The organism is Sorangium sp. So ce119 (assembly GCF_051524405.1).
Classification (GTDB): Bacteria; Myxococcota_A; Polyangia; order Polyangiales; family Polyangiaceae; genus Sorangium; species Sorangium cellulosum_G.
In genome coordinates this window covers 545,999-569,532 of sequence record NZ_CP150311.1, presented here as the reverse complement: position 1 = coordinate 569,532, position 23,534 = coordinate 545,999, and the positions used below count along the sequence as shown (strand labels likewise).

The 23,534-nt window shown below is 74.0% G+C and carries 19 protein-coding genes; 8 read left to right on the top strand and 11 right to left on the bottom strand.

Annotated features, from left to right (window positions below; genetic code table 11):
* Nucleotides 1-60: 60 nt before the first annotated feature.
* From WME76_RS46505 to WME76_RS46460, 10 genes are all read right to left on the bottom strand, one after another.
* Entirely contained in the window at nt 61-351 is a 291-nt protein-coding gene (locus WME76_RS46505) for a NifU family protein (RefSeq protein ID WP_433934047.1), read from the bottom strand.
* 129 nt (nt 352-480) lie between these two features.
* Nucleotides 481-1,362, bottom strand: a complete 882-nt coding sequence (locus tag WME76_RS46500; protein WP_437962648.1) for a hypothetical protein — start codon at nt 1,360-1,362, stop codon at nt 481-483.
* A 53-nt stretch (nt 1,363-1,415) separates the two neighbouring features.
* Nucleotides 1,416-2,840 carry a hypothetical protein gene (locus WME76_RS46495; RefSeq protein WP_437962647.1) on the bottom strand — a complete coding sequence of 475 codons (1,425 nt, stop codon included), beginning with the start codon at nt 2,838-2,840 and terminating at the stop codon, nt 1,416-1,418.
* Entirely contained in the window at nt 2,837-3,637 is an 801-nt protein-coding gene (locus WME76_RS46490) for a hypothetical protein (protein ID WP_437962646.1), read from the bottom strand. The genes WME76_RS46495 and WME76_RS46490 overlap by 4 nt, the downstream gene beginning before the upstream one ends.
* A gap of 101 nt (nt 3,638-3,738) precedes the next feature.
* A complete protein-coding gene (locus WME76_RS46485; protein WP_437962645.1) occupies nt 3,739-4,221 on the bottom strand; it encodes a serine/threonine protein kinase in 483 nt (160 codons plus the stop codon).
* Between the two features lie 14 nt (nt 4,222-4,235).
* Nucleotides 4,236-5,060, bottom strand: coding sequence for a DUF4349 domain-containing protein (locus WME76_RS46480; RefSeq protein WP_437962644.1), 825 nt, complete (start codon nt 5,058-5,060; stop codon nt 4,236-4,238).
* Between the two features lie 224 nt (nt 5,061-5,284).
* A complete protein-coding gene (locus tag WME76_RS46475) occupies nt 5,285-5,875 on the bottom strand; it encodes a CDP-alcohol phosphatidyltransferase family protein (RefSeq protein WP_437962643.1) in 591 nt (196 codons plus the stop codon).
* A 119-nt stretch (nt 5,876-5,994) separates the two neighbouring features.
* Complete coding sequence (locus WME76_RS46470) at nt 5,995-6,429, bottom strand: universal stress protein (RefSeq protein WP_437962642.1); 435 nt, start codon at nt 6,427-6,429, stop codon at nt 5,995-5,997.
* A gap of 244 nt (nt 6,430-6,673) precedes the next feature.
* Entirely contained in the window at nt 6,674-7,039 is a 366-nt protein-coding gene (locus WME76_RS46465) for a hypothetical protein (protein WP_437962641.1), read from the bottom strand.
* Complete coding sequence (locus WME76_RS46460; RefSeq protein ID WP_437962640.1) at nt 7,036-7,395, bottom strand: DUF4398 domain-containing protein; 360 nt, start codon at nt 7,393-7,395, stop codon at nt 7,036-7,038. Before WME76_RS46460 ends, WME76_RS46465 begins: the two co-directional genes overlap by 4 nt.
* Nucleotides 7,396-7,678: 283 nt before the next feature.
* On the opposite strand from WME76_RS46460, the gene WME76_RS46455 reads away from it, so the two are divergent.
* The 7 genes from WME76_RS46455 (at nt 7,679) to WME76_RS46425 (ending at nt 19,684) form a co-directional block, all read left to right on the top strand.
* Nucleotides 7,679-11,308 carry a Kelch repeat-containing protein gene (locus WME76_RS46455; RefSeq protein ID WP_437962639.1) on the top strand — a complete coding sequence of 1,210 codons (3,630 nt, stop codon included), beginning with the start codon at nt 7,679-7,681 and terminating at the stop codon, nt 11,306-11,308.
* A 747-nt stretch (nt 11,309-12,055) separates the two neighbouring features.
* Entirely contained in the window at nt 12,056-12,949 is an 894-nt protein-coding gene (locus WME76_RS46450) for a hypothetical protein (protein ID WP_437962638.1), read from the top strand.
* 66 nt (nt 12,950-13,015) lie between these two features.
* Nucleotides 13,016-13,252: a hypothetical protein gene (locus WME76_RS46445; RefSeq protein WP_437289242.1), complete on the top strand. Its 237-nt coding sequence runs from the start codon at nt 13,016-13,018 to the stop codon at nt 13,250-13,252.
* 339 nt (nt 13,253-13,591) lie between these two features.
* Nucleotides 13,592-15,376: a serine/threonine protein kinase gene (locus WME76_RS46440; RefSeq protein ID WP_437962637.1), complete on the top strand. Its 1,785-nt coding sequence runs from the start codon at nt 13,592-13,594 to the stop codon at nt 15,374-15,376.
* Nucleotides 15,377-15,487: 111 nt separating this feature from the next.
* A complete protein-coding gene (locus WME76_RS46435; protein WP_437962636.1) occupies nt 15,488-16,480 on the top strand; it encodes a DUF362 domain-containing protein in 993 nt (330 codons plus the stop codon).
* A 5-nt stretch (nt 16,481-16,485) separates the two neighbouring features.
* Nucleotides 16,486-18,390, top strand: a complete 1,905-nt coding sequence (locus WME76_RS46430; protein WP_437962635.1) for a 4Fe-4S binding protein — start codon at nt 16,486-16,488, stop codon at nt 18,388-18,390.
* A gap of 52 nt (nt 18,391-18,442) precedes the next feature.
* Entirely contained in the window at nt 18,443-19,684 is a 1,242-nt protein-coding gene (locus WME76_RS46425) for a hypothetical protein (protein WP_437962634.1), read from the top strand.
* Nucleotides 19,685-19,765: 81 nt separating this feature from the next.
* On the opposite strand, the gene WME76_RS46420 is transcribed toward WME76_RS46425, so the two are convergent.
* Entirely contained in the window at nt 19,766-21,433 is a 1,668-nt protein-coding gene (locus WME76_RS46420; RefSeq protein ID WP_437962633.1) for an ABC transporter permease, read from the bottom strand.
* A gap of 199 nt (nt 21,434-21,632) precedes the next feature.
* Between WME76_RS46420 and WME76_RS46415 the strand changes: the two genes are divergently transcribed.
* A complete protein-coding gene (locus WME76_RS46415; RefSeq protein ID WP_437962632.1) occupies nt 21,633-23,534 on the top strand; it encodes a protein kinase domain-containing protein in 1,902 nt (633 codons plus the stop codon).

Below are 23,534 nucleotides of genomic sequence, written 5' to 3'. Positions count from 1 at the left end.
CAGTACGCCGAGCACCGAAGACGTCGAGATGGGCCCGTATCCGCAGCGGGTGAGCGCCGCTCAGACGAGCGATGCGCCGTCGGGGACGCGCATGCCGTTGGTGACGACGACGCGCGCCGACGGCGCGACCGCGAGCACCGCCGGCTCGATCACCGCGCGCGCGGTGAGCATCGCCCCGGGGCAGCCCGAGCATGCGCCGGCCAGGTGGAGCGTCAGGTGGTCGGGCTCGACGGCCACGATGTAGAGCTCACCGCCGTCGGCTCGGATGAGCGGCGCGATGACCTCGCGGCAGACCTTGAGAAGCTGATCGATGGAAGCCGGCATGGGGGTGAGCTCGGCAGCGCGAGCCATCGCCGCAGCCTAGCACGGCCTCGCTCGATCGGGCGATGGCCCCGCCGCCGCTCGCCGCCAGGCGCCGGGACCGCGGGGCGCGCCGGGCGCTCGCGTACACACGCCCACGCGCCGGCCCGGCGCTCGCGCTCAGAGCGTCGACACGAGCGCGGCGACGCCCGCGTCCGCCGCGAGCTCCGGCGTGCGCTGCGCGGCGGCGCCGAAGGTGCGACCGGCTATCTCGACCGTGCCGCTCCACGGACCCGAGGCGGTCTTCGCCGGCAGGTCCAGCTTCTCGAGCGCGTCGGTGTTGACATCGGGCGTCACCGGCCCGCCGTACGCCTTCGCGCCCTTCCACGCGAAGACGTAGAGCAGCGGGGTCGACTTCAGCCCGTCGCGCTTGGCGATGTCGGCGATGTCGCGCTTGGCCGCCTCCTGCAGCCGGTACGCGTAGGCGCGGAACGACCAGCCCGTGACGAAGAGGCCCTTGAGCTCCCCGCCGCCCGCCCGGACCGGGTGCGCCGCGACCCACTGGAGATCCGGCCCGTTCCGCACGCCGCGCATCTCCTGCATCTCGCCGAACGCCTCGACGACGCCGCTGCTCGGCTCGAGCACCTTCCTGAGCTCAGGGAACGAGGCCAGGACGGACCTGTTGGCGAGCATGTCCGGATCGGCCTCGCTGCGCAGCACCGTGCCGCTCGGGTCTGCGAACGAGAAGAAGGTGCTCTTCGCGAACTCGAGCTCCTTCACCGAGGCGCGCGCGCCGGCGATCGCCCGCTGGAGCCCGAGCAGGTTCGCGCCCGGGTCGGTGTCCACCAGCGACGCGAGCTTCTGCGAGCCCGCCGGCAGGCCCGTCCGCACCTGGCCGACGTCCTCCGCGATGACGGGCGCGAGCTTGCCGCAGAGCTCCGCGGCGTGCTTCTGCGACGTCTTGCCGTCCTCCTCGCACGCGCCCGCGAGGGAGGCGGCCAGGGCGCAGGCGAGCACGAGCGGCTTGCTTTCGCTTCGAGCGAGGGTTGAAGAGCGCATCATCGAGAACGACTCTCCAGGGGGAGCGGAGTTCCATCGGCCGGGACCATCGCTCCTCAAAGGGTTTCGGGGGTTACAAACACGATCTCGACCCGGGCGTTGCGGGCGCGCTCGCTGCCGCCCGGGTCGACGACCGGGGCCGCGGCTCCGGCGAGGAACGGCGCGATCGGCTGGACGGCGGGAGGGCCCTCGGCGTGCGCGGGGCCGAGGGCGCGGACCACGGCGTCGGCCCGCGCCGCCCATGCGGGCTCTTCCCTGGCGCTGACGTCCCTGTCCGTGTGCACGACCACGGCGACGGGGAACGAGGGGTGCGCCGCGGCGACCCGCGCGAGCTCGCGGAGGCGCGCCTCGCCGGCCTTGGTGAGGGCGTTGCCGGCGAACAGACCGCGGAGCGTGACCACGATGCCGCGGTCGTCGCGGACCGGCGACCACGTGCCCGCGGCAGAGAGCTCCGCGAGGAGGGCGTCGCCGACGCCGGGCGCGCGCGTCACCGGCGTGGCGGCGCGGCGCGCCGCGGTCAGCGCAGCGAGGCAGCCCGCCCGCGCGCGGGAAGCCTGGTCGATCGGCGCCGGGATGGTGCGGCCGGAGCCGACCGTCTCCGCGAGATCCGCGTCGAGCTTCCCGATCGCGTCGGTCGCCTCGTCGAGCTGCGCCACGAGCGCGGCGTTGCCGGGCTGCGCGCTGGTCGACTGGGCGTTGCCGGGCTGCGCGCCGGTCGACTGGGCATTGCCGGGCTGCGCGCTGGCCGGCTGGGCGTTGCCGGGCTGCGCGCCGGTCGCCTGGGCATTGCCGGGCTGCGCGCCGGCGGGCTGGGCGTTGCCGGGCTGCGCGCTGGCCGGCGCGGCGTTGCCGGGCTGCGCGCTGGCCGGTTGGGCATTGCCGGGCTGCGCGCCGGCGGGCACCGCGCTGTCCGCCGGCGCGCCCGCGGGTCGGGTCGGCGCGATCAGGAGGCGCGCCGCGCCGCACAGCAGGCGGGCCTGGAGCGCGAGCGAGCGCGCCGCGGCGAGGCGGGCCTTCTCGCGATCCGGGTCGGCCTTGCCCGAGGGGACCACGGGCTGCGCGTCGCGGGCGACCTTGATCCGCATGTCGAGCGCGTCGAGCTCGGCCGCGACGCGCGCCTGCTCGGCCTCGAGGCTCGCGAGGGACGCCTCGCCGGTCGAGCTCTGCGCCTTCGCCTCCGTCTCGGCCGCCTCGGCCCGGGCCACCCGCGAGAGCGCGTGCGCGTGCGCGTGCGCGGCGACGGCCTGCTCGCCGAGGATCTGCGCCCCGGCCTGATCCTCTCGCTCGTGCGCGGCGAGCGCCTCGCCGCGGAGCTTCTCCGCCCGGGCGAACGCGCCCGGCGCGAGCCGCTTCGACTCCGCCGCGGCCGCCCCGGCGCGGACGTGATCGAGCTCGTCGAGCACCGCGGGCCGCGGGATCGGCGCGCACGCGGCGAGGAGCGCCCCGAGGGCGGCGACGGACGCGAGGCGGCGCGCGCTCACGGCGTGCCCTCCTTGCCCGCCGGAGCCGCCTTGCCGGCGCTCCCGGCGCCCTTCACCCCGGCGCCCTGCGCGGGCGGTTGCGCGCCGCGCGCCTGTCCTGCCCCGGGCTTCCCCGGCGCCGCCCCCCTGGAAGCCGCCTTCTTGCCGGCCTCGATCCGCTGCGCCTCCACGCTGCTCGCCGCCCTGGTCGCCTCGCGCGCCTCGGCTTCGAGCCGCTCCAGCTCCGCTGCGGCGCGGCCCCGCCGCGCCTGCGTCTCTTCCAGCAGCGCGCGCGCCCGCTCCAGCTTCGTCTCGACCTCGCGCGCCCGCCTGGCCGCCTCCACCGCCGCTGCCTCCGCCGCGGCGGCGCGCAGCAGCGTCCTCGCCGTCTCCGCCCACTCGAGGGCCAGCACGTCGAGCCGCCGCGCGTTCGTCGGGTCGCCCGCCGCCCGCGCGCCGTGCGCGCGCTGGAGCGCCTGCTTCGCCTGCGCCGCCGGCTCGGCCACGACCTTGGCGGTGCTCCTCGCCGGCGTCCTGTCGCCGGCGCTCCTGTCACCCGCGGCGGCCTTGTCGCCGGCGGCGCTCTTCTCGCCCTCGCCCGGCGCGGGCGTCTGCGCGACGCGCGCCTCGATCTCGCGGAGGATCTGCATCGCCTTCGCGCCGTCGCCCGGCGGCGGCGCGGGCACCGTCGCGAGCGGCCGCTCTCCCTCGCCGTGCGCCAGGGCGCCGCCGCTGCCGAGCGACGCCGCCAGGGCGAGGAGCATCGCGTGGGTCGACCGGCGTCGCCGCGCGTCGCGGAGCATGGGGCGGGAACGCACGTCCGCCAGGTAGCAAACAGGGCTTCCGCGAGCAAGCGCGGCGGTCTTTCGCCCCTCGCGCTGCGCGGCGGCCGACGGCGCGGCGCGCGCCCAGGCGCGCGTCACTCGGGCAGGAAGTTGCGCACCGCCCAGTCGATCTGCTGCTGGTTCCGGTCGACCAGCTCCTTCCTGCCGCCCGCCTCGTGGAGGAAGACCCGATCTTCGTTGACGAAGACGGTGAGGTAATAAAGGTGCGCCTCCTTCCCCTCGTCGTGCCCGAAGCGCATCTGGACGCCCGGCAGGCCGTTCCGGCTCTTCACGTCGGTCTTGCCGAGCAGCGCGTAGCCGCCGCCCTCCCGCAGCCGCTTCTCGATCACGCGCGACCAGAAGGCGAGGTCGCCCTCCGGATCGTTCTCGAAGGCGCGGATCCCGAGCACCACCCCCTCGGCGGTGGTCGCGCGGTACTCGTCGTCGCCGTAGCGATCGCCGAGGTCGACGAAGCCGGGCGGGGTCGCGGGCACGAAGGGCCGGCCGCAGCCGGGCAGCGCCGCCGCGCCGGCGAGCGCGGCGGCGAGGACGAAGGCGTGGCGAAGGGAGTTCATCATCGGAAGCGCCCAGGTCACAGGTTGAGGAGCCGCGAGAGGCCGAGCTCGTTGAGCCAGTCGATCGGGAGCCGCGGGCCCGACGGCGTGATCGTCTCCGTCGAGCGCGGCTGGAAGGAGACGGTGAGGGTCGAGAACGCGACCCGGTCGCGCAGGTACTTGAGGCGCCCCTCGAGGCGCTCGAGCTCGCCGGCGACGCGCGCGAGCTCGCGCTCGAGCTGGATCGACTCCTCGACCTTCACCGCCTTGTCGAGCAGCTTCTCCAGCCGATCGCGCACGGCCCTCGCGTTGCGGATGCGGATCCCGAGGTCGAGGAACTCCTCGGTGACGTCCTCCGCGACCACGTTGCGCTGGAGCATGTCGCCGAGCCCCTCGAGGCGCTTCAGCGCCTCGTCGAACCGCGCGGCGGGGACGCGGATCGTGATCGTCCGATCGTCGCGGCGGGCGAGGAAGCCGCCGAGCTCCTGCGCGAGCGCCTCGACCTTGCCGAGCGACGCGCCCACCTCGAACACCGCCATCGCGATCTGCGCGGTGTAGATGAGGAGCGGCGCGGGCGACGCGCTCACCGCGGCGGCGGTCTGCGCCGCGCCCTGCGCGGCAGCGCCGGTCGGCGTCGTCGCGGGCTGCGGGGCCGGGCCCGTCGGCGCCGGCCTGGCCGGCCCCGCGGCCTGCGCTGTGGGGCTCGGCGGCGGTGGCGCGGGCATCGCCGCGGGCGGCGGCGCGGCCTTGGCGAACTCCGCGGTGGCCACCGTCGTCTCGAGGTCGACGGACGACGACTCTTCGAACGCGCCGCCCGGGGGCATGCCCGTCGTCGGATCCTGCGTCGGCGTCCCTGTGGCCATGGCCTGCGGCGCGACCATCGCCATCGGCGCGCTCGCGGCGTCGCTCGCTGTGGAGCGGCTGGATGCGCAGGCAGAAGCGCCTGCGAGCAAGGCAAGGAGAGCCCAGGAGGGCAGCGTTCTTCGCATGGTTCCTCGGAGCGTGGAGCCGGTGACAGGCGCAGAACGCGCTGCCTCGGTCGACCTTACACCAGGGCGCAGGCGACGCGCCTCGGGCGAGCGCCGGCCTAGGCGCCGGCCTCGGGCGGGATCTTCGCCGATCCCGGCGCGCGCCGGAGCTGGCGCGCCCAGTACGAGACGCCGGCCGCCGCGCCGGCGCCCGCCGCGGCGGCGAGCATCGGGGGCAGCGCCGCGGGCAGCGCGATCGCGGTGAGGACCGCCGCGAACTGCACCGTCGTGGCGAGCTTGCCCGGGATGTTCGCGCTCGCGGTCGAGAGGCGCGCGCCGCGGAAGCGGCGGCTCAGCGCGATCCAGAGCGCGAGCGGCAGCTCGAGGATCTCGCGGGCGAGCAGCGCCGGGATGCCCCAGAGCGGGAGCACGCCGTTCCGGAGGAGCGCGCCGACCACCGCCAGCGCGAACACCTTGTCGGCGATCGGGTCGACGATCGCGCCCATGCGGGTCACCTGACCGGAGCGGCGGGCCAGCCAGCCGTCCAGCACGTCGGTGATCCCGGCGCAGCAGAGGACGGCGAGGGCGGGGCCGGGGCGCGTGGCCACGAACGGGAACAGCGCCGCGAGCGGCAGCCGGGCCAGGCTCATCAGGTTCGGCGGGAGCGCGAGATCGCGTGCAGACAGGGTCGGCATTGCGAGGAGTCCCATGCGTCGCAGGTGCGCCGCGAAAGCCGGATGGTCCTGGTCCACGTCGAGCGCGGTCGAGCCGGGCCGCGCCCTGGCCGGCAGCAGCGCCGGCCTGACATCCACGAGGCGATCGCGCCGGATCAGCCGGTGACGCGCACGGTGAGCACGGGGACGCTGCTCTTGCGGATCACCTTCTCGGCGACGCTGCCGAGGAAGAGGTGCGAGATCCCCCGGCGGCCGTGCGTGCCCATGACGATCATGGCCGCCCGCTCGTCCTCCGCGGTGGCCAGGATCTCGTTCGCCGGATCGCCGTCGCGCAGGATCGCCCGGAGCCCCCCTGTCTGCGCCGCGAGCTGCTGGACCGCGCGCGACGCGGCGGCGCTCACCTCGGCGTGGAACCCGGGCATCAGCGCCGGCTCGAGCCCGGGGTACGTGTAGACCGGGAGCTGGTAGACGTGCAGCAGCACGACCTCGCGCCCGAGCTTCGCGCCGAGATCCTTCGCGAGCTCGATGGCCTTCATCGAGGCCTCCTCGAAGTCGACGGGGACCAGTATCACGTTCGCGCCTTCCTTCATCGCGCTCTCCTCGCCCGCGGGACCGCGGTGTCCCTTCGATCGTTGCCGCCGCCGGGGCGCTTTCGCCGCCGGCGGAGGCGTGCCGCGCGCATCTTGGATCCAAACATCGGTCGATCCCAGGACAAACTGAGCCGTCGGGCCCGGGTGACGCCCGGGGCGGTACGCCGCGCGCGGCGGCGGCCGCCGCGGTCCGCCGCGGCTCCGGCGGCGCCTCGCCGGGGCGTTTTCGGCGCGTTACGGCGCGTTACGGCGCGTTACGGCGCGTCTGCGGCCTTCGCGCGGCGGTGAGTCGCGCGCGCACGAGCGCGCTCTGGTTTGCGCGCACGAGCGATGAGAGCAGCGAGCACTGCGCCCGCCGCCGCGCCACGTAGGCGGCGTCGCGCGCGGTCGCCGAGCGCGGGCGCTCGCGCTGCTCGCGCTCGGCGACAGCGAGCGCCTCCTCGGCCTGCCTCAGCTCGGCGATCGCGAGCGGCGAGAGCGGGCTCTCCTGCGCCCGCACGACGGCCGCGCGCGCCGTGAGGAGCTCGGGAGGGGGCGCGGCCGCGCTGCTCGCGCAGCCCGCGAGCGTGAGGGCCATCGCGAGCGGGGCAGCGGCGAGCGCGCGGCTCACGGGTCCTTCCCCCCGGCGAGCGTGCTCGCCTGGTCCAGCGTGCGGCCCGCCGCGTCGCGCAGACCTTCCTCCTGCACGAGGAGCTTCGCGAGCTCCGCGTCGACCTCGGCCCTGCGCAGCAGCCAGCGGGCGCCTTCCAGATCGCCCACCGAGATCCGTCGCCGCGCCTGGGCGAGCTCGCTCCTCGCCAGCGCGAGGTGCAGGGCCGCGCGCCGGTCGGCGCTCGCGCCCTCCCGCTCGGCGGCGCGGATGGCGGCCCGCGCGTGGGCGAGCTCGGGCGGCGGCGCCGGCGGCCGGAACGCGGCGCACCCGGCGAGCTCCAGACAGGCGATCACGAGCGCAGTTCTGGCGAGCATTTGCGTGGATTCCCGATCTGGCGGCGCGCCGGTGGAACCGTTGCTCACGGCCGCGCGCCCGGTACCGGGCTGTGCATCACCCAGGCCAGCCGCTCACCCAGGCCAGCCGCTCACCCGGGCCAGCCGGGCCAGCCGGCGCAGCCTCTGCGCGGCGCGCCGTGAATTTCAGGCGGGGCCAGCGCACCCAAGCTCGCCAGGTACCGAGATGCGTACCTGGCGCCTCTCCTCGGGCCCAGCGGGTCGTCGCGCATCTCGCCAAGGGGAGAGAGCGATGGATCTCTACATGGAACAGGCTCGTACGCGCCCTGGGCCACGGCCCTGCGCGGTCCTCGGGCGGGCAGGCGGCGGCCTCCGCGCCGCGCTGCTCGCGCCGACGTTCATCGGCCTCGCGTGGCTCGCCGGGTGCGGCCGGGCGAGCGGGGAGGGGGGCGACCCAGGCGCTCCGCCGCTCGGGGAGGCGCCGCTCGCGGACACGGCGCCCTCCGTCTCGCTCGGGCCCTGGGTCATGGCCGCCCCCATGAACGTCGCGCGCGCGGGCCACACAGCAACGCGCCTGCTCGACGGCAAGGTCCTCGTCGCGGGCGGCCTCTCCATGCAGACCTGGCAACGGCCGGACGAAGCGCTCTCCAGCGCCGTGCTGTACGACCCTGCGACCGACACCTGGACGGCCGCGGCGTCGATGGGCACCGGGCGCGTCCATCATGAAGCGACGCTGCTCGCGAGCGGCGACGTCTTCGTCCGCGGCGGGCACTCCGGCCTCCCGCCGGTCGCCGCTGCAGAGATCTACCGCCATTCCCTGGACCTCTGGACAGCCGTGCCGCCGGAGCCGACCCCGAGGATCGCCTCCAGGATCACACCTCTGGCCGGCGGGAGGGTCCTCGTCACCGGAGGGGTCACGGAGCCTCCCTACAGCCCCCTCTCGAGCTGCGCCATCTACGATCCTGCGCTCGACCTGTGGACCGCCGCGCGTTCCATGAGCCACACGCAGGGGCACCACGCGGCTGCGCCCCTCCCGGACGGCAAGGTCCTCGCGATAGGAGAGGGCACCACCCAGCCCGAGATCTACGACCCGGCGACCGACACATGGACGCCCGGCGCGCCCGTGCCCGCGGCGGTCTGGCGTCCCGACGCCGCGTTGCTTCCGGGCGGCGAGATCCTCGTGACCGGCGGCCTTTACGATGGCTCCTCCCTGGTCGCTCAGGTGTACACCCCGGCGACCGGCGCATGGGCGGACGTGCCGGGGAGAAGCTGGGAGCCACGCATCGGCGTGACGGACCAGCGCACCGTGCTGCTCCCGCACGGCCGCGCCCTTGTGACCGGGGGCATGGTGGTGGATAGCCCCGCCTGCGGCACCGCCACCTGCTGGGAGACGGCGCCCCCGGTTTATACCTTCTTCTACCGGAGCACGGAGGCTTACGACCCGGCGATCCACGCCTGGGCGCCGGGACCGGACATGGCCGTCGGGCGCGGCGCGCACACGGCGACGCTGCTCCTCGACGGCACGGTGCTCGTCACGGGCGGCTATGGATGGGCGGATGATGCGCTGCAGTTCTACGCGCACGACAGCGTCGAGCGGCTCACCGTGGCGGTCGTCGCCGGCGCTCCCGGCGCCCCGTGCGGCTCGTCGCTCGATTGCGGCGGGCGCTCCTGCGTGGACGGCGTGTGCTGCGACAGGCCGTGCGCCGGCGCCTGCGAGGCCTGCTCGGTCGCCGCCGGCGCGGCGCAGGACGGCGTCTGCTCGCCGCTCACCGGGCCGGCCTGCGACGACGGCGACGCGTGCACCGCGGCCGACACGTGCCAGGCGGGCCGCTGCGCCGGCGCGCCCGCGGGCGACGGCGCGCCGTGCGACGACGGCGACGCGTGCACCGCGTCCGACACGTGCCAGGCGGGCCGCTGCGCCGGCGCGCCCGCGGGCGACGGCGCGCCGTGCGACGACGGCGACGCGTGCACGCGGACCGACGCGTGCGAGGCGGGCAGATGCGTCGGCGCGGATCCGATCGCCTGCGCCGGGGCGGACGCCTGTCAGACGCCCTCCTGCGATCCCGCGACGGGCCAGTGCTTGCGCGCGCTCTCGCCGGGCGGCACGCCGTGCAGCGACGGCGACGCCTGCACGCAGGGCGACGCCTGCCAGGGCGGCGCGTGCGTCCCCGGGGCGCCGGTCGTGTGCGAGGCCTCGGCCCAGTGCATGGCCTCTGCCTGCGACGCCGCCACGGGCGCCTGCGTCGAGTCCGCGCACCCCGACGGCCTGCCCTGCGACGACCGCGACCTGTGCACGCTGGGCGATGCCTGCCAGGCAGGCGCCTGCATGCAGGGCGTGCCAAAGATCTGCCACGCGCTCAGCAGCTGCTATGCAGCGGGCGCGTGCGATCGCGGGTTCTGCCCGGGCTCGACCGCCGGGCCTGATGGCGCCTCCTGCCCGGACCCGACGTCGAGCGCCTGGATCCCGGCAGCCCCCGCCGGGGATGCTCTGGTCCCCGGGCACGCGTCCACGCTCCTCCAGGACGGCACCGTGCTCATCACCGGCGGCCAGGCGCGCGCGCCGGACGGGAGCGGGACCGACGTCAGCAGCGCCGTGCGCTACGACCCCGCGAGCGACACGTGGGCGCCGACGGGCGCGATGCTGCGCGCGCGGGCCTACCACGCGGCCGTCCTGCTCCCGGACGGCACCGTGCTCGTGACGGGCGGGATCGCGGCGACCGCAGAGGCGGAGCGCTACGACCCGGCGACGGGCGTCTGGACCTCGGCCGCGCCGATGAACGTGGCGCGCGGATGGCTCGCGGCTGCGCCGCTCTCCGACGGCAAGGTCCTCGTCGCCGGCGGCAGCGCCGGGACCTCCATCGAGAGGAGCGCGGAAGTGTACGATCCCGTCGCGGATACCTGGACGCCCGTGGCCCCGATGAACCGGCCCCGCTCGCGCTTCACGGCAACGACGCTCCTTGACGGCCGGGTCCTCGTGGTCGGCGCCAACGGGCACTACTTCGATGCCGAGGCGTACGACCCGTCGACCGACACCTGGAGCGGCGGATCCATCCCGTACGCGAATACGGACCTGGTGCACTCGGCCACGCTGCTCCCGGACGGCGAGGTCCTCGTGGTGAACAACGGCAAGGGCGGATGGTATCAGGTGCATGTCTACAGCCCATTGACGAACACCTGGAGGAGGGGCCCCAACGCTTATTTCGAGGCCAGCAGCGCCGTGCTCCTCGCCGATGGCAGGGTGCTGGTCACCGGCTACTACAGCGACTATCCCCCGTTCGAGGCCTCTGGCGCTCTGCTGTACGACCCGTCGAGCGAGACCTGGTCGCTGGCTCCCCCGCTCGCGCAGGAGTTCCCAGTCAAACGGGCGGTCCGGCTCGCTGACGGCCGCGTGCTGCTGACCGCCTGCACGCGTGAGGCCGACGACTGCTCGGCGCTGCTGTACGTGCCTGGCGAGGTCTCCCCCGGAGAGGGGGTATGCGCGCGCGGCGTGTGCATGCCCGCGGAGGGAGGCGCTGGTGGCGAGGGGGGCTCCGGCGGCGAGCTCGGCGCCGGAGCTGGCGGCGCCGGAGGCAGCGTGTCGAATGGCGGCGAAGGCGGCGCGGGCGACGCCTCGGGCGCGGGCGGCGCGTCCAGCACAGACGGAGCCGGAGGCAGCGCCTCGGGTGCGGGCGGCGAAGCGGGCGGCGGCACGTCCAGCGCCGGCACCGGGGCCGGAGTGGGCCCCTCGGGCGCGGGCGGCGCCGGCGTCGGGTCCTCCGGCCAGGCCAGCACCGGCGCCTCGACGCCCGAGAGCGACGGCGATGGCGGCGGGTGCAGCACGGCGCGCCTCCCCGGAGGCGCGAGCGGCGCCCCGTGGCTCCTGCTCCTTTCGCTGCTCGGAGCGCGGCGCCGGCCAGCCCGCCGCCCCGCTCCGCGAGCGCGCCTCACGAGGTAAGCCGCCGCATCCCGTCGCGGCGCGCTCGCCGGAGCGCGCCGCGAGCGCCGGCCTCCTCCCCAAACCCTCCCTCGCCAGGCGCTTGCTCTTCCGGGGCACGCGACCTCCGCGACGACCTCTCCTGTCGCCTCTGCCCTTGCGCAAGGGATTGCGTTGTTGCGCATCCGATGACGACGCCCGCGCCCCCCGCTCCCGCCGCGTGTGACCTCTCGTCGCGAGCGACGCCCCGGAATCGACAGCCCTCGTCGCAATAATCCACAAGGACCATCCAGGCGAATCGCCAGCGATGGTCATGCCGCTGTCTGTCGAGCGGCGCCAGGGACATGGGAATGAGGGGCAGGGACGGGGAACAGGCCGACAGGGACAAGCGGCAGCATCGATATCGATCGGCGATGTTCTTCCCAGGGACATGGATATCGTCGCCAGGGACAAGAGGTGAGCCGCCAGGGACGCGCAGAACGCGGCCAGGGACACGTCGTGAAGCGCCAGGGACACGCCGGCGAGTCTTCGCGTGTCCCTGGCGCCGTGTCGTCCAGGCACGGGACGTGGATCCTTGTCGCCCTGCCGCGTGGCTCCCGCGTCTCGCGCGCTTCATGACCCGCTCTGGGCGGTTCGTGGCGCGAGAGCGCGGGAGTCACGGGCTCAGGTCCTTGGGAAGGGGAGTCCGAGCCAGGGCTCTCTCGAATGGATGCCCGGGATTGCCGGGCCGGACGCGACGTCCGGCGCCGCAGCCCAGGGGAGGTCGACATGACGAAGAAGAAGAGCGATATCGAGCAGTGGTCCGACGTCGTGCAGCAGATGAGCGCCGCCGAGCTTCCGGCGCTCACGTTGCCCTTGCACGTGCTCCTCGGGGAGGCGGTGGACGTGGCGAAGTTCTTCGAGAAGCACTGGAAGACCCAGATCGACGCCCAGAAGCGGGTGACCCGCCTGGGCCTCGAGTCGGCGGTGCCGAAGGACAGCAAGAAGGGAGATGCGGCGCGCCTCGGGCCGAGGACGGGGGACGAGATCCTCTCCCTGCAGCGCGCCACGCAGGAGGCGCACACGCGGTATCTGCTGACCGTCGAGACGAACAAGAGCCCGCGCGAGCGGGGGAAGTTCCTGCTCGGCGAGATCTGGGCGACGCTGAGCTTCTACTTCGACGACGGCGTCGAGGACGAGAAGGACCAGATGCTGGCCCGGATCGACGCGGCGCACGCGGCGGATCCCGACACGGCGGACGCGCTGGCGAGCGCGCTGGACGACTACGCGCTCCTCGGGGAGAAGCACCGCGACGCGCTCGACGGGCTCGGCGGCTTCAAGGCGGAGCACCTCGACGAGGCGCGCGCCGTGGCGGCCGAGCTGCGGAGCCGGCCGGCGCAGGCGGAGGCGATCTCCAGGCAAGCGCAGGAGGCCCTGCAGCTCCGCAACAAGCTGGCGGCGCTGCTCGTCGAGCGCATGGGCCTGGTGCGGTCCGCGGCGCGCTTCGTGTTCCGCGGCCAGCCGGAGATCGCGCGCGAGGTGACGAGCGCCTACGAGCGCCGCAAGCGCGCCGCGGCCCGCCGGGCCAAGGCGCAGCCCGGCCCGGCGGCGCCACCCTCACCGGCGTCACCGTCGCCGGCGGCGCCCTCACCGGAGGTGCCTGCCGCGCCCCTCGGGGGCTGAGCCGCGGGCGCTCCTCCCCGACCGCGTGAGCTACCTGGCGCGGGCTCGCGGTGGTACGCTGCCGGTATGAGCGCGCTGCGAGCAAAGGTTCAGGGCGGCCGGCTGGTGCTCGACGAGCCGACGAGCTTTGCCGAGGGCACCGTGATCGATCTCGTCGTCGCCGACAACGACAACCTGGACGAAGACGAGCGGGCTCGCCTCGATGAGGCGCTGGAGAGATCGCTGGCGAGCGCGCGTGAAGGGACGATCGACGCGGACGATCTCCTGGCCGAGATCGCGCGCCTCGAGCCGGCTCGCGGATGAAGCGAGCCCGCATCCGGCTCACGAAAGAGGCAGCCCGCCAGACGAGGGAGCCTCGTCTACTACACCTACGACGCCCGGCGCGAAGAGGTCCTGGTACTGGCCGTCTGGAGCGCCCTCCGCGGGCGATCGCCGCGTCTTGCGGTGGAGTGAGCTGCGCCGCTCTTCTCCGCCCCCGGCCCCGACGCCAGCGGCGTCCGGGTGATCGGCGTCGCTCCAGCGTCGGAGCCCGCAGCCTGACCCTGCATGCCGGGATCCGCGAATAAAATCCCGGCGCCCGCCGTCTCCCGTCTGCCGGCTTTTTTCTCAGCGCGCGACCCTTCCGCTACCCTGGCAACCGCCGTGCCGATCGTCGACCCGAACCTCCGCACCACGATCGTTCACGCGTTCGCCGTCACGGTGGCGGACCCGTCGAGCCTGGTGCGCACAACGTCCCGGGGCGGGACGGACGATCCCGACAGACCCAGCCGCGACCCCTCCATCCTCCCGGACGTCGGCCAGCTCGTCGGCGGGCTCTACCGTCTCGGACGCCTCCTCGGGAAGGGCATGTTCGGCAAGGTGTACGTCGCCCAGCGCATCGACGTCCCCGAGCACCAGGTCGCCCTCAAGCTCATGCCCCGCTCGCTGTACGCGATGCGGAACGTCGAGCGCGAGCTCGTCATGCTCGCCACCGTCGGCCACCCGCACGTCGTCCAGCTCAAGGACCACGGCATGAACGCCGACTACGTGTGGCTCACCATGCCCGTCTACGAGGGCGAGACGCTCGCGCAGCGCCTCGAGCGCAGCCCCCTCGGCATGCGCGAGGCGCACGACATCTTCCTCGCCGTCGCGCGCGGGCTCGAGGCGCTCCACGCCGCGGGGCTCCGGCACCAGGACGTCAAGCCGGACAACATCTTCCTCGCGAAGTTCGCCGGCCGCGTCCACCCCATCCTGCTCGACCTCGGCGTGGCCGCGGAGCGCGAGGCCTCCTTCTGCGCGGGCACCGCGCTCTACGCCTCGCCCGAGCAGATCCGCGCGCTGAACGGCTTCCCCGGCGTCGTGCCGCTGACCGAGAAGATGGACACGTACGGGCTCGCCACGACGCTCCTCTACTCGCTCGTGAACCCCAGGGACTTCCCGGGCGAGTCCGCGCAGACGCGCACCGAGCTGGTCCAGGCCCACGAGATCCGCGCCGACAGGCCGCTCGCCGACAACGCGCTGCCCGACCTCACCGGGCGCCCCCGCCAGCTGTTCCAGGAGGCGCTCAAGCGGTGGCTCGCCATCGACCCGCACGAGCGCCCGACGATGACCCAGCTCGCCGAGGAGCTCGACGTGCTGCTCGAGCCGGAGCGCGAGGCCGAGCGCGAGGCGGAGCGGCTGCGCCTCAAGCAGAAGACGTCGTACCTGCGCGTGCGCATCGCCGCCGGCGCGATGACCCTCATCGGCTGCGCGGTCGTGCTGCTCGGCGTCTCGAAGCGCGAGACCCTGCGGCTCGCGAACGAGCTCGATCGCGCGCGCCAGATGGGGGCCGAGTCGTTCGACAAGCTCGACACCTGCGTCGCGTCCCACCAGATCGCCCAGTCCGACGTGAGCGCGTGCCGCAGCGCTCGCGAGCAGGACCGCGCGGAGTTCAACGAGACGCTCGCCAGCCTCCAGAAGAGCGGCACCGCGACCGAGGCGGAGCACGCGCGCCAGATCCAGTCGCTGCACGCGACCCACGCGGCGCGCCTCAAGACCTCGGAGGATCGCGCCGCGGCCGCGGAGAAGGCGAGCCTCACCGACCGCGAGCGGCTCGCCGAGGCCGAGAAGGCGCGCGCGGCGCTCGTCACCGAGCGCGACGAGGCCAAGGCGCTCGCCGAGCAGCGCGCCGCCGAGCTCGCCGCCGCCACGCAGGCGCGCGCCGCCTGCGACACGGAGCGCGCGAGCTGCATCGCAGAGCGCGACCGCTTGAGGACCGAGGCGGCCGATCCCTACGAGGCGCCGCCCTCGCCGGGGAAACCGCCGGCGACCGCCGCGAGCGGCGGGCCGCCGCAGCCGCCGCAGCCGCCGGCGAGCGCGGGCGCGGGCGCCCCGGCCGCCGCCACGGGCACTCCGGCGGCGCCGGCGAGCCCAGCGAGCTCTGCGCCGTCCACCGCCGCTCCTCCTTGAGCGCCTCCGCTGGAAGGCCGGTGGAGGCGATGGACGTCGCTGTGGCCGGGCCGCCTCTGCTTGTGGCGACAGCCTGGGGAGGCTATCCGTAAGGCCAGGAAGGCGAGGGCCATGGGTGACATCTCTCGACGTGAAATGCTGCGTCGGCTGGGCGCGGCAGGCCTCGTCCTCGGGGGCGCGGGCGGCGTCGCTGCCGCCCGGTGGGACCAAGGCGGCGCCGCCGCCGTCGCGGCGGAGCGCCCGCAGACGCGGGACTACCGGCTCCGCGACGCGCCCGACGGCGTGCCCCAGCTCGTGGTCGCCCGCGCGGGCGCCGAGGCGCTCGCCGAGGGCAGCCCGGACCCGGCCGCCCTGGTCCGCAAGGCCGTCGACGCGCTCGGCGGGATGCGCCGCTTCATCTCGCGCGGCGACGTCGTGGTCGTGAAGCCGAACATCGGCTGGGATCGCACGCCCATCCACGCGGCGAACACCAACCCGAAGGTCGTCGCCGAGGTGGTGCGCCTCGCGTACGACGCCGGCGCCAAGAGCGTCATCGTGACCGACGCCTCGTGCAACGAGCCGAACCGCTGCTTCCAGCGCTCCGGCATCTGGAAGGCCGCGTACGACGTCGGCGCCGAGGTCGTCATCCCTGCGGAGCACCGCTTCCGCGGCATGCGCCTGAAGGGCGAGGTGCTCGACGAGTGGCCCGTCTACACGCCGCTCGTCAACGCGGACAAGGTGATCAACGTCCCGATCGCGAAGCACCACAACCTGTCGAAGTACACCGCCGCGATGAAGAACTGGTACGGCGCGCTCGGCGGGCGGCGCAACCGGCTCCACCAGAACATCGACGTCTCCATCGCCGACCTCGCGACGTTCATCCAGCCGACGCTCACCATCGTGGACGCCGTGCGCGTCCTCATGCGCAACGGCCCGCAGGGCGGGAACGTCGCCGACGCGAAGGACATGCACACGATCATCGCGACGACCGACCAGGTCGCCGCGGACGCGTACGGGTGCCAGCTCATCGGCCGCAAGCCCGAGGAGATCCCGTACCTCAAGATGGGCCACGAGCGGGGCCTGGGCACGATGCACTGGCAGAACCTGCGGCTCGCCGAGGTGTAGTACTCATGGCAAATCCCGACCCGACGCCGGCCCCGCCGGCGCATCGCCCGGCCGCCGCTGCAGCGGCGGCGGCCCCCGCGGCGGCGGCCGCGCCGCCCACGACAGCAGCGGCGCCTCCCGCCGCGGCGGCCACTCGCGTGGCCCCGTGGACCGCGCTGCTGCGCAGGGCGCGCGCGATCGTCCGGCCCGCGCCGAAGCGCCGGTCCGGCTCGGGGCTGCCGGCGCGCAAGACGATCCAGGTGCTCGTCTGGGTGCGCCGCGCCGTGCAGGCGGGCTGCCTCGGGCTGTTCCTCTACTTCCTGTTCCAGACCGGCTTCCGCGGCTCGTTCGCGTCGTCCGAGGCGCGCGTCCGCCTGCCGCTGCCCGTCGAGGGCTTCCTGTTGGCCGACCCGTTCGTCGGCGCGATGACCCTGCTCTCGACGCACACCGTCTACCGGGGCCTGCTCTGGTCGATCGGGATCCTCGCGCTGACGCTCGTCTTCGGGCGCGTGTTCTGCGGCTGGATCTGCCCCTTCGGGACGCTCCACCACTTCTTCGGGTGGATCTTCCCGTCGCGCTACGGCAAGGGCGGCAAGCGCGTCGAGGCGAACAAGACGTACACGCGGCAGCGGGTGAAGTACTACCTCATGTACGCCTTCCTCGCGGCGAGCGCGGCCGGCAGCGTGATCGGCGGGCTGTTCGACCCGATCTGCGTGGCGGTCCGCGCGATCGGCCTCGCCGTCATCCCGGCCGCGCAGTACGTCGCGAGCGTGGTGACCGGCGCCGCGACGGGGACCGGGAGCCGGCCGGTGCAGTTCGCCGCGGACCACGCGCAGGACTTCCTCGCCTCCAGCGTGTGGCAGACGAAGCAGTTCTACTTCCACCAGACGTGGTTCGTCGGGATCCTGTTCGTCGCGATCCTGTTCATGAACCGCTTCATCCCGCGGTTCTGGTGCCGCGTGCTCTGCCCGCTCGGCGCCTTCCTCGGCGTGTTCGCGCGCTTCGCGCTCTTCGGGATGCAGAAGGACCACGCGAAGTGCACCGACTGCAACCTGTGCCTCGTGCACTGCCAGGGCGCCGACTCGCCCCAGGGGGGCGTGAAGTGGCGGCAGGACGAGTGCCACATGTGCCTCAACTGCGAGAACGCGTGCCCCGAGGACGTCATCAAGTTCCGCTTCCTCCCGAACCGGACGAGCGCCCTCGTGAAGCCCGACACGGGCCGCCGCACCGCCCTCGCGACCGCCGCCGCCGGCGCGGTGATGATCCCGACGGCGCGCATCGCCGACGTGCTCGACGCGAACTACGACCACCGGGTCATCCGGCCGCCGGGCTCGGTCGAGGAGCGCGAGTTCCTCGAGCGCTGCATCCGGTGCGCCGAGTGCATGAAGGTCTGCCCGAACAACGCGATCCACCCCGCGTTCTTCGAGGCGGGCGTCGAGGGCCTCTGGACGCCGATCGTCATCCCGCGCATCGGGTACTGCGAGCACTCGTGCGTCCTCTGCGGCGACGTCTGCCCGACCGGCGCGATCCAGAAGATCACCGAGGAGCAGAAGATGGGGATCGGCCAGAAGCCGATCTCGATCGGCACCGCGTTCTACGACCAGGGGCGCTGCCTGCCGTGGTCGATGAGCGTGCCGTGCATCGTCTGCGAGGAGTTCTGCCCGACGTCGCCCAAGGCGATCTGGGTCGAGGAGGTCGACATCCCGAAGCGGGAGCCGGTCGCCGCGGAGCACGGCAAGGAGCCGCCGATGAAGATGGTCCACGTGCAGCGTCCGCACGTCGATCCTTCGCTGTGCATCGGCTGCGGGGCGTGCGAGAAGGTGTGCCCGGTGCAGGACAAGCCGGCGGTCTACGTGACCAGCGTCGGCGAGACCCGCTCGAAGACGAACGTCATCCTTCTCGAGGACACGGACTACAACAAGGCAACTTGACCCGGGCGCGCGCCTGCTCCGCGCGGCGGGATCACGGCAGGAGGCAGCTCGGGTGCGCACGCTTCGCTTCTACGGAACCCTCTCGTTGGCCGCGGCCTCGGCCCTGTGCGGCTGCGGCGAGCCCTTCACGGCGGGCCCCGCGTCCACCTCGTCGACGTCGTCGAGCTCGGGGACCGGCGGCGCCGGCGCCGGGGGAGGCGCCGGCGGCGAGGGCGGCGCCAGCGCGACGTCGTCCAGCACGTCGACCTCGGGAGGGGGCGGCGAGGGCGGCTGCAGCGCCTGCAGGGACGGGGAGTTCTGCACGGCCAGCGAGACCTGCGTGCGCTGCAGCGACCGCGGCGGCGCGCTGTCGTACGGCGCGCTGGAGGAGATCGATGTCGAGGGGACATCGCCGGCGTTCCCGCGCGTGCGCGTCGAGCCCGCTGGGGGAGGCGCAGGGGGCCAGGGCGGCGCGGGTGGGCAGGGCGGCGCGGGCGGTCAGGGCGGCGCGGGTGGGCAGGGCGGCGGAGGCGGCCAGGGCGGCGCCGGCGGGGCAGCGCTGCGGCTCGTCTACGTGGCCGGCTTCGGCTCCGCGAACGACCGGCAGATCGCCTCGGCCACCGGTCTGCCGTGGACCGGGGGCGAGGCCGTCGTGAGCACGCTCGTCAACTCCCCGCAGGCGGAGTCGGGGCCGCTCCTCTTGCCCGTGGACGCGCTCTCGCCGCGCGACGGGTTCCCGCAGGGCTCGCTGCTCCTCGACCGCTTCCTCGCCGGGCCGGGCAGCCCGCGGAATCTGATCGTCGCGGATGCGCTCGAGGCGACCGACGCGGTGACGCTCGACACGTTCAACCAGGACGCGGGGAGCTACTCGGTGGCGGTCGCCCACGCCGCTCGCCCCTACCGGTACTGGTTCATGATCAAGCACCAGGACGACGGGGGGACCACGAGCCGGCTCGTCACCATGCGCGCCCACGACGCGGGGGCGCAGGCGCTCGACATCACCCTGCCGGGCAACTGCCCGGCGCAGGGCGACGACCTCGCCCCGTGGGTGACGCCGGACGGCGGCGTGCTCTTCTTCCAGTCGCTCTACAGCCCGCGCGGCGACTGCGCGGCGGCGTCGGTGCTCCGGAGCTTCTACGTGAAGCTCGGCCCCGACGGGCTCCCGGTGGCCGGGCAGACGGCGAGGATGCTGCTGTCGAACCTGGATCCGTCGCACGCCGTCATGACGCCGTCGCTCTCGCCCGACGAGTGCACGCTGTACCTCGCCTCGGACAAGGACGGGGAGCAGAAGCTCTACTCGGCGTCGCGGCGGTAGCTCCCCCCGCCTCCCGGGGGCCTCCCGGGGGGCCTCTCGGGGGCGTCTCGGGGGCCTCTCGCGGGCCTCTCGGGGGGAAAATCACTGCGAGCGGAAGCCCTCGGCGGGGCGGAGGCGGGCGGCGTAGAGGCTCGGGACGATCGTGGCCGCGAGGCAGATCAGGATGGCGATGGCGCCGGTGATCAGGAACTCCTGCGGGCGCGCCTGCACCGGGAGGCGAGAGATGAAGTACACCTTCGGGTCGAGCGGGAAGCCGTAGACCAGGAGGCCCTTGCACACCACCACGCCGAGCAGGAGGCCGAGCGAGGTGCCGGCGACGCCGATGATGCCGCCCTGGTAGAGGAAGATGCGCAGGATGGCGCCGTCGGTCGCGCCCATCGCCTTCAGGACCGCGATCTCCTTCTTCTTGTCGAGCACCACCATGATCAGCGTCGCGATGACGGTGAACGCGGCGACCACGATGATGAGCGCCAGCACCGCGCTCATGCCGATCTGCTGGATGCGCAGCGCCGTGAAGAGGCCGTGGTTCAGCTCCTCCCAGTCCATCGTGTAATAGAGCCCGTTGCTGAGGAGGTTCGTGATCTCGCGCGCGATGGTGCTGGCGTCGTCGATGTCGTCGACCTTCATCTCGACGCCGGTCACCGTGTCGCCGTGGTCGTAGAAGGCCTGCGTCTCGTAGAGATCGGCGTACGCCAGCTTGGTGTCGTACTGCTCGAAGCCGGCCTCGAAGATCGCGATGACCCGGAACCGCTTGGCGACCGGCGGCTTGATGGCGCCGTTCGAGAACGAGAAGCCGATGGTCGGCGAGGTCACGGTGACGCACTCGCCGAGCTCCAGGGACAGGTTCTTCGCGAGCACGGCGCCGATCACGATGCCCGGCATCCGCGCGATCTGCTCCTTGTCGGCGCAGGGATCGGGATCGACCTCGGGGGGTAGCTCGTCGTCGTCGGGGAGCACGCTGCCGTAGCCGCCCTCCGGCTCGATCGAGCCGCGCGGGGCGCCCGCGGCGACCGCGACCTCGGCGTCGTCCACCTCGTCGCCCGCCGCGCCCTCGTCGGCCCCGGCGTCCGCCGCGCCGTCGAGATCGGCCGCGCTCGGGGCGGGCTCGGCCCCGGCGTCGCGCGCGGCGGCGGCGCGCTCGTCCTCCAGGATGCGCGCCTCGTACGCCTTCAGGAGATCGATCTCGCCGCCGGCGTCCGGCGGCTCGAGCGCGCCGGTCACGCCCGCGTCCGCCTCCACGGCAGGGACTTCCGGCAAGGACGGCGGCGCCGCGCGCTCGGGGGGCTTCGCGCCAGGGCGGCGCAGGCCGGTGAGATCGCCGCCCGGGAGGATGTGGCGCGGCAGGTCGAGCACGGGCGCGCCGGCGCCGTCGGCGCCCACGCCGAGGCTCCTGGCCGGGTCAACCCCCTTCACGAGGACGCCTGTCGCCGTGGCGTCGCCGTGCGTCAGCATCATGGGGTTGATGCTGAACGGCGCGACGCCGATCACGCCGGGCACCTTGGCGACCTGATCCATGATCGAGCGGTACTCCCGGAAATCCGTGGAGTACTTGATCACGAGGACATGGGCGTTGACGCCGAGGACCTTCTCGCGGAACTCCGCCTGGAAACCCCCGGTCACGCTCATCACGGTCGCGAGCGCCGCGACGCCGAGCGCGACCCCGAGGATCGCGAAGATGGTGCCGACCGAGATGAACGCGCGCTTCTTGGAGCCGAGGTATCGCAGCGCGACCTCGATGGGGTAGCTCATCGCGGTGCCCTCCTAGCAGAACGCGGCGCGCGCGGCACGCTGGGCCGCGGCGCGGCCGCCCACGAGACGAGCCCCGCGGGCCGTTGGACTTTCGCGCGCGGCGTTCGCTGGGCCTCGCTTCCCGGACCGAACGCCTGCTAGAATCCAGCCCTGCCGCAGATGGCGGCATGTGGCGTGTACCTCTGCCCGCGAGCCTTTCATGAGCGCCACCAAGAACGAGCACCACACCGCGCGCAGCAGGGTCTTCACCGAGGACGAGAGCGCGCTCGAGGAGGGGCCGGTGTCGCGTCCCACCAGCCCGTCCGTCGGGGTGCGCTCGTCCGGCGTGGCGGCCGCGAGCATGCCGTCCGAAGAGCCCGAGGGCGCCGGCGACGACGTGCAGGTGGACGTGGAGGTCCGCCCGTCGTCGAGGCCCTCCAGGTCGGGCTGGGTCGAGGGGCCGGCGAGCGAGGCGCCGAGCTTCGCCGCGCCGCCGCCGCTGCGCCAGAAGACCCCGCGCTTCGCGCGGCAGAGCGAGCCCGACGCCGACGAGGTCGGCGGGCGCACGAGCGCGGCGCCGGTGAGCGAGGCCGAGCCGTCGCTGGAGATCCCGCCGCCGGACGAGGTCGAGCCGCGCGAGCGGCGGCCGCCCGGCGCCAAGGACCCGTACATCGGGACGACCTTCGACCACCGGTACAAGATCGAGCGGCTGCTCGGCGAGGGTGGGATGGGGTACGTCTACCTCGCCCGCCACAAGGTGATCGACAAGCGCGTGGCCGTGAAGGTGCTGCGCGCGGAGCTCGCGCGGGACCGCGAGATCTTCGAGCGCTTCGTGCAGGAGGCCCGCGCCGCGTCGAGCATCGGCAACCCGCACATCGTCGACATCTCCGACTTCGGCGACCTGCCGGACGGCTCCACGTACTTCGTGATGGAGTACCTGGAGGGCGTGAGCCTGGCGCAGCTCATCGACTCGCCGAACGAGCTGCCGATGGACCGGATCTGCCAGATCGCGCTGCAGCTCTCCGCGGGGCTCGCGGCCGCGCACGAGGCGGGCATCATCCACCGCGATCTCAAGCCGGACAACGTGTTCGTGGTGCCGCGCGGCAGCGATCCGAACTTCGTGAAGATCCTCGACTTCGGGATCGCGAAGGTGTCGACCAGCACGACGACCAAGCTGACGCGCGCGGGCGCGGTGTTCGGGACGCCGCACTACATGTCCCCGGAGCAGGCCGCGGGCGCGCCGATCGATCACCGGACCGACATCTACTCGCTCGGCGTGATGCTCTACGAGCTCGTGAGCCGGCAGCTGCCGTTCAACGCCGACAACTTCATGGGGATCCTGACGCAGCACATGTACAAGGCGCCGGTCCCCATCCGCGCGCTCGTCGGCGGGCCGGACTGCCCGCCCGGGCTCGAGGCGGTGATCCTGAAGTGCCTCTCGAAGAAGCCGGAGTCGCGCTACCAGACGATGAGCGAGCTCCACGAGGACCTCGAGCGCGTGAAGGGCGGCGGGGTGCCGGGCGCTGTCGCGGAGATGATGGCGCGGTCGGGCGGCTTCAACGTGCCGCACGACTACTTCAAGACGTCGAAGGTGATCGTCCCGGCGACGCCGCCGTCGCCCCCGCGCTCGCCGTGGCCGCGCTACGTGTGGGTCGCGGGCGCGGCGGCCGCGGTGGGGATCGTGACGGCGATCTTCGTGATCGGCGGGAGCGGGTCCGCCAGCCACAACGCCGCGCCGCCGCCGAAGCCGGCGGTCACGGAGGCGCCCGCGGCCAGGCCGGCGCCCGAGCCGCCGCCGGTCCCGAAGACGGTGGTCGCGCTGGCCGCGGTGCCGGAGACGGCGGTGGGCTACCGCAACGGCGTGGAGCTGAGGCTGCCGGCGAGCATCGACGTCGAGCAGGGGCAGACGGTCACGATCGACATCCGGGCCGAGGGGTACGTCCCCAGCACGGTGGTGCTCGACGGCACCGAGCCGAGCAAGCTGGTGAAGCTCGTCGAGGTCGACGACAAGGGCGGGCAGAAGGCGAGGCCGGGCGGGGGCAGGCCTCCGGCGACGCCGTCGACGGCCCGCACGCCGAAGGGCTCGGACGTCCGGGATCCCTGGGCCAAAGAGAAGAAGTGA

Bases quoted from the DNA above. Each gene is read 5' to 3' on its own strand.
- WME76_RS46505 (WP_433934047.1), bottom strand. From the start codon at position 351: ATGGCTCGCGCTGCCGAGCTCACCCCCATGCCGGCTTCCATCGATCAG.
- WME76_RS46500 (WP_437962648.1), bottom strand. From the start codon at position 1,362: ATGATGCGCTCTTCAACCCTCGCTCGAAGCGAAAGCAAGCCGCTCGTG.
- WME76_RS46485 (WP_437962645.1), bottom strand. From the start codon at position 4,221: ATGATGAACTCCCTTCGCCACGCCTTCGTCCTCGCCGCCGCGCTCGCC.
- WME76_RS46480 (WP_437962644.1), bottom strand. From the start codon at position 5,060: ATGGCCACAGGGACGCCGACGCAGGATCCGACGACGGGCATGCCCCCG.
- WME76_RS46475 (WP_437962643.1), bottom strand. From the start codon at position 5,875: ATGGGACTCCTCGCAATGCCGACCCTGTCTGCACGCGATCTCGCGCTC.
- WME76_RS46470 (WP_437962642.1), bottom strand. From the start codon at position 6,429: ATGAAGGAAGGCGCGAACGTGATACTGGTCCCCGTCGACTTCGAGGAG.
- WME76_RS46460 (WP_437962640.1), bottom strand. From the start codon at position 7,395: ATGCTCGCCAGAACTGCGCTCGTGATCGCCTGTCTGGAGCTCGCCGGG.
- WME76_RS46455 (WP_437962639.1), top strand. From the start codon at position 7,679: ATGGAACAGGCTCGTACGCGCCCTGGGCCACGGCCCTGCGCGGTCCTC.
- WME76_RS46450 (WP_437962638.1), top strand. From the start codon at position 12,056: ATGACGAAGAAGAAGAGCGATATCGAGCAGTGGTCCGACGTCGTGCAG.
- WME76_RS46445 (WP_437289242.1), top strand. From the start codon at position 13,016: ATGAGCGCGCTGCGAGCAAAGGTTCAGGGCGGCCGGCTGGTGCTCGAC.
- WME76_RS46435 (WP_437962636.1), top strand. From the start codon at position 15,488: ATGGGTGACATCTCTCGACGTGAAATGCTGCGTCGGCTGGGCGCGGCA.
- WME76_RS46430 (WP_437962635.1), top strand. From the start codon at position 16,486: ATGGCAAATCCCGACCCGACGCCGGCCCCGCCGGCGCATCGCCCGGCC.
- WME76_RS46420 (WP_437962633.1), bottom strand. From the start codon at position 21,433: ATGAGCTACCCCATCGAGGTCGCGCTGCGATACCTCGGCTCCAAGAAG.
- WME76_RS46415 (WP_437962632.1), top strand. From the start codon at position 21,633: ATGAGCGCCACCAAGAACGAGCACCACACCGCGCGCAGCAGGGTCTTC.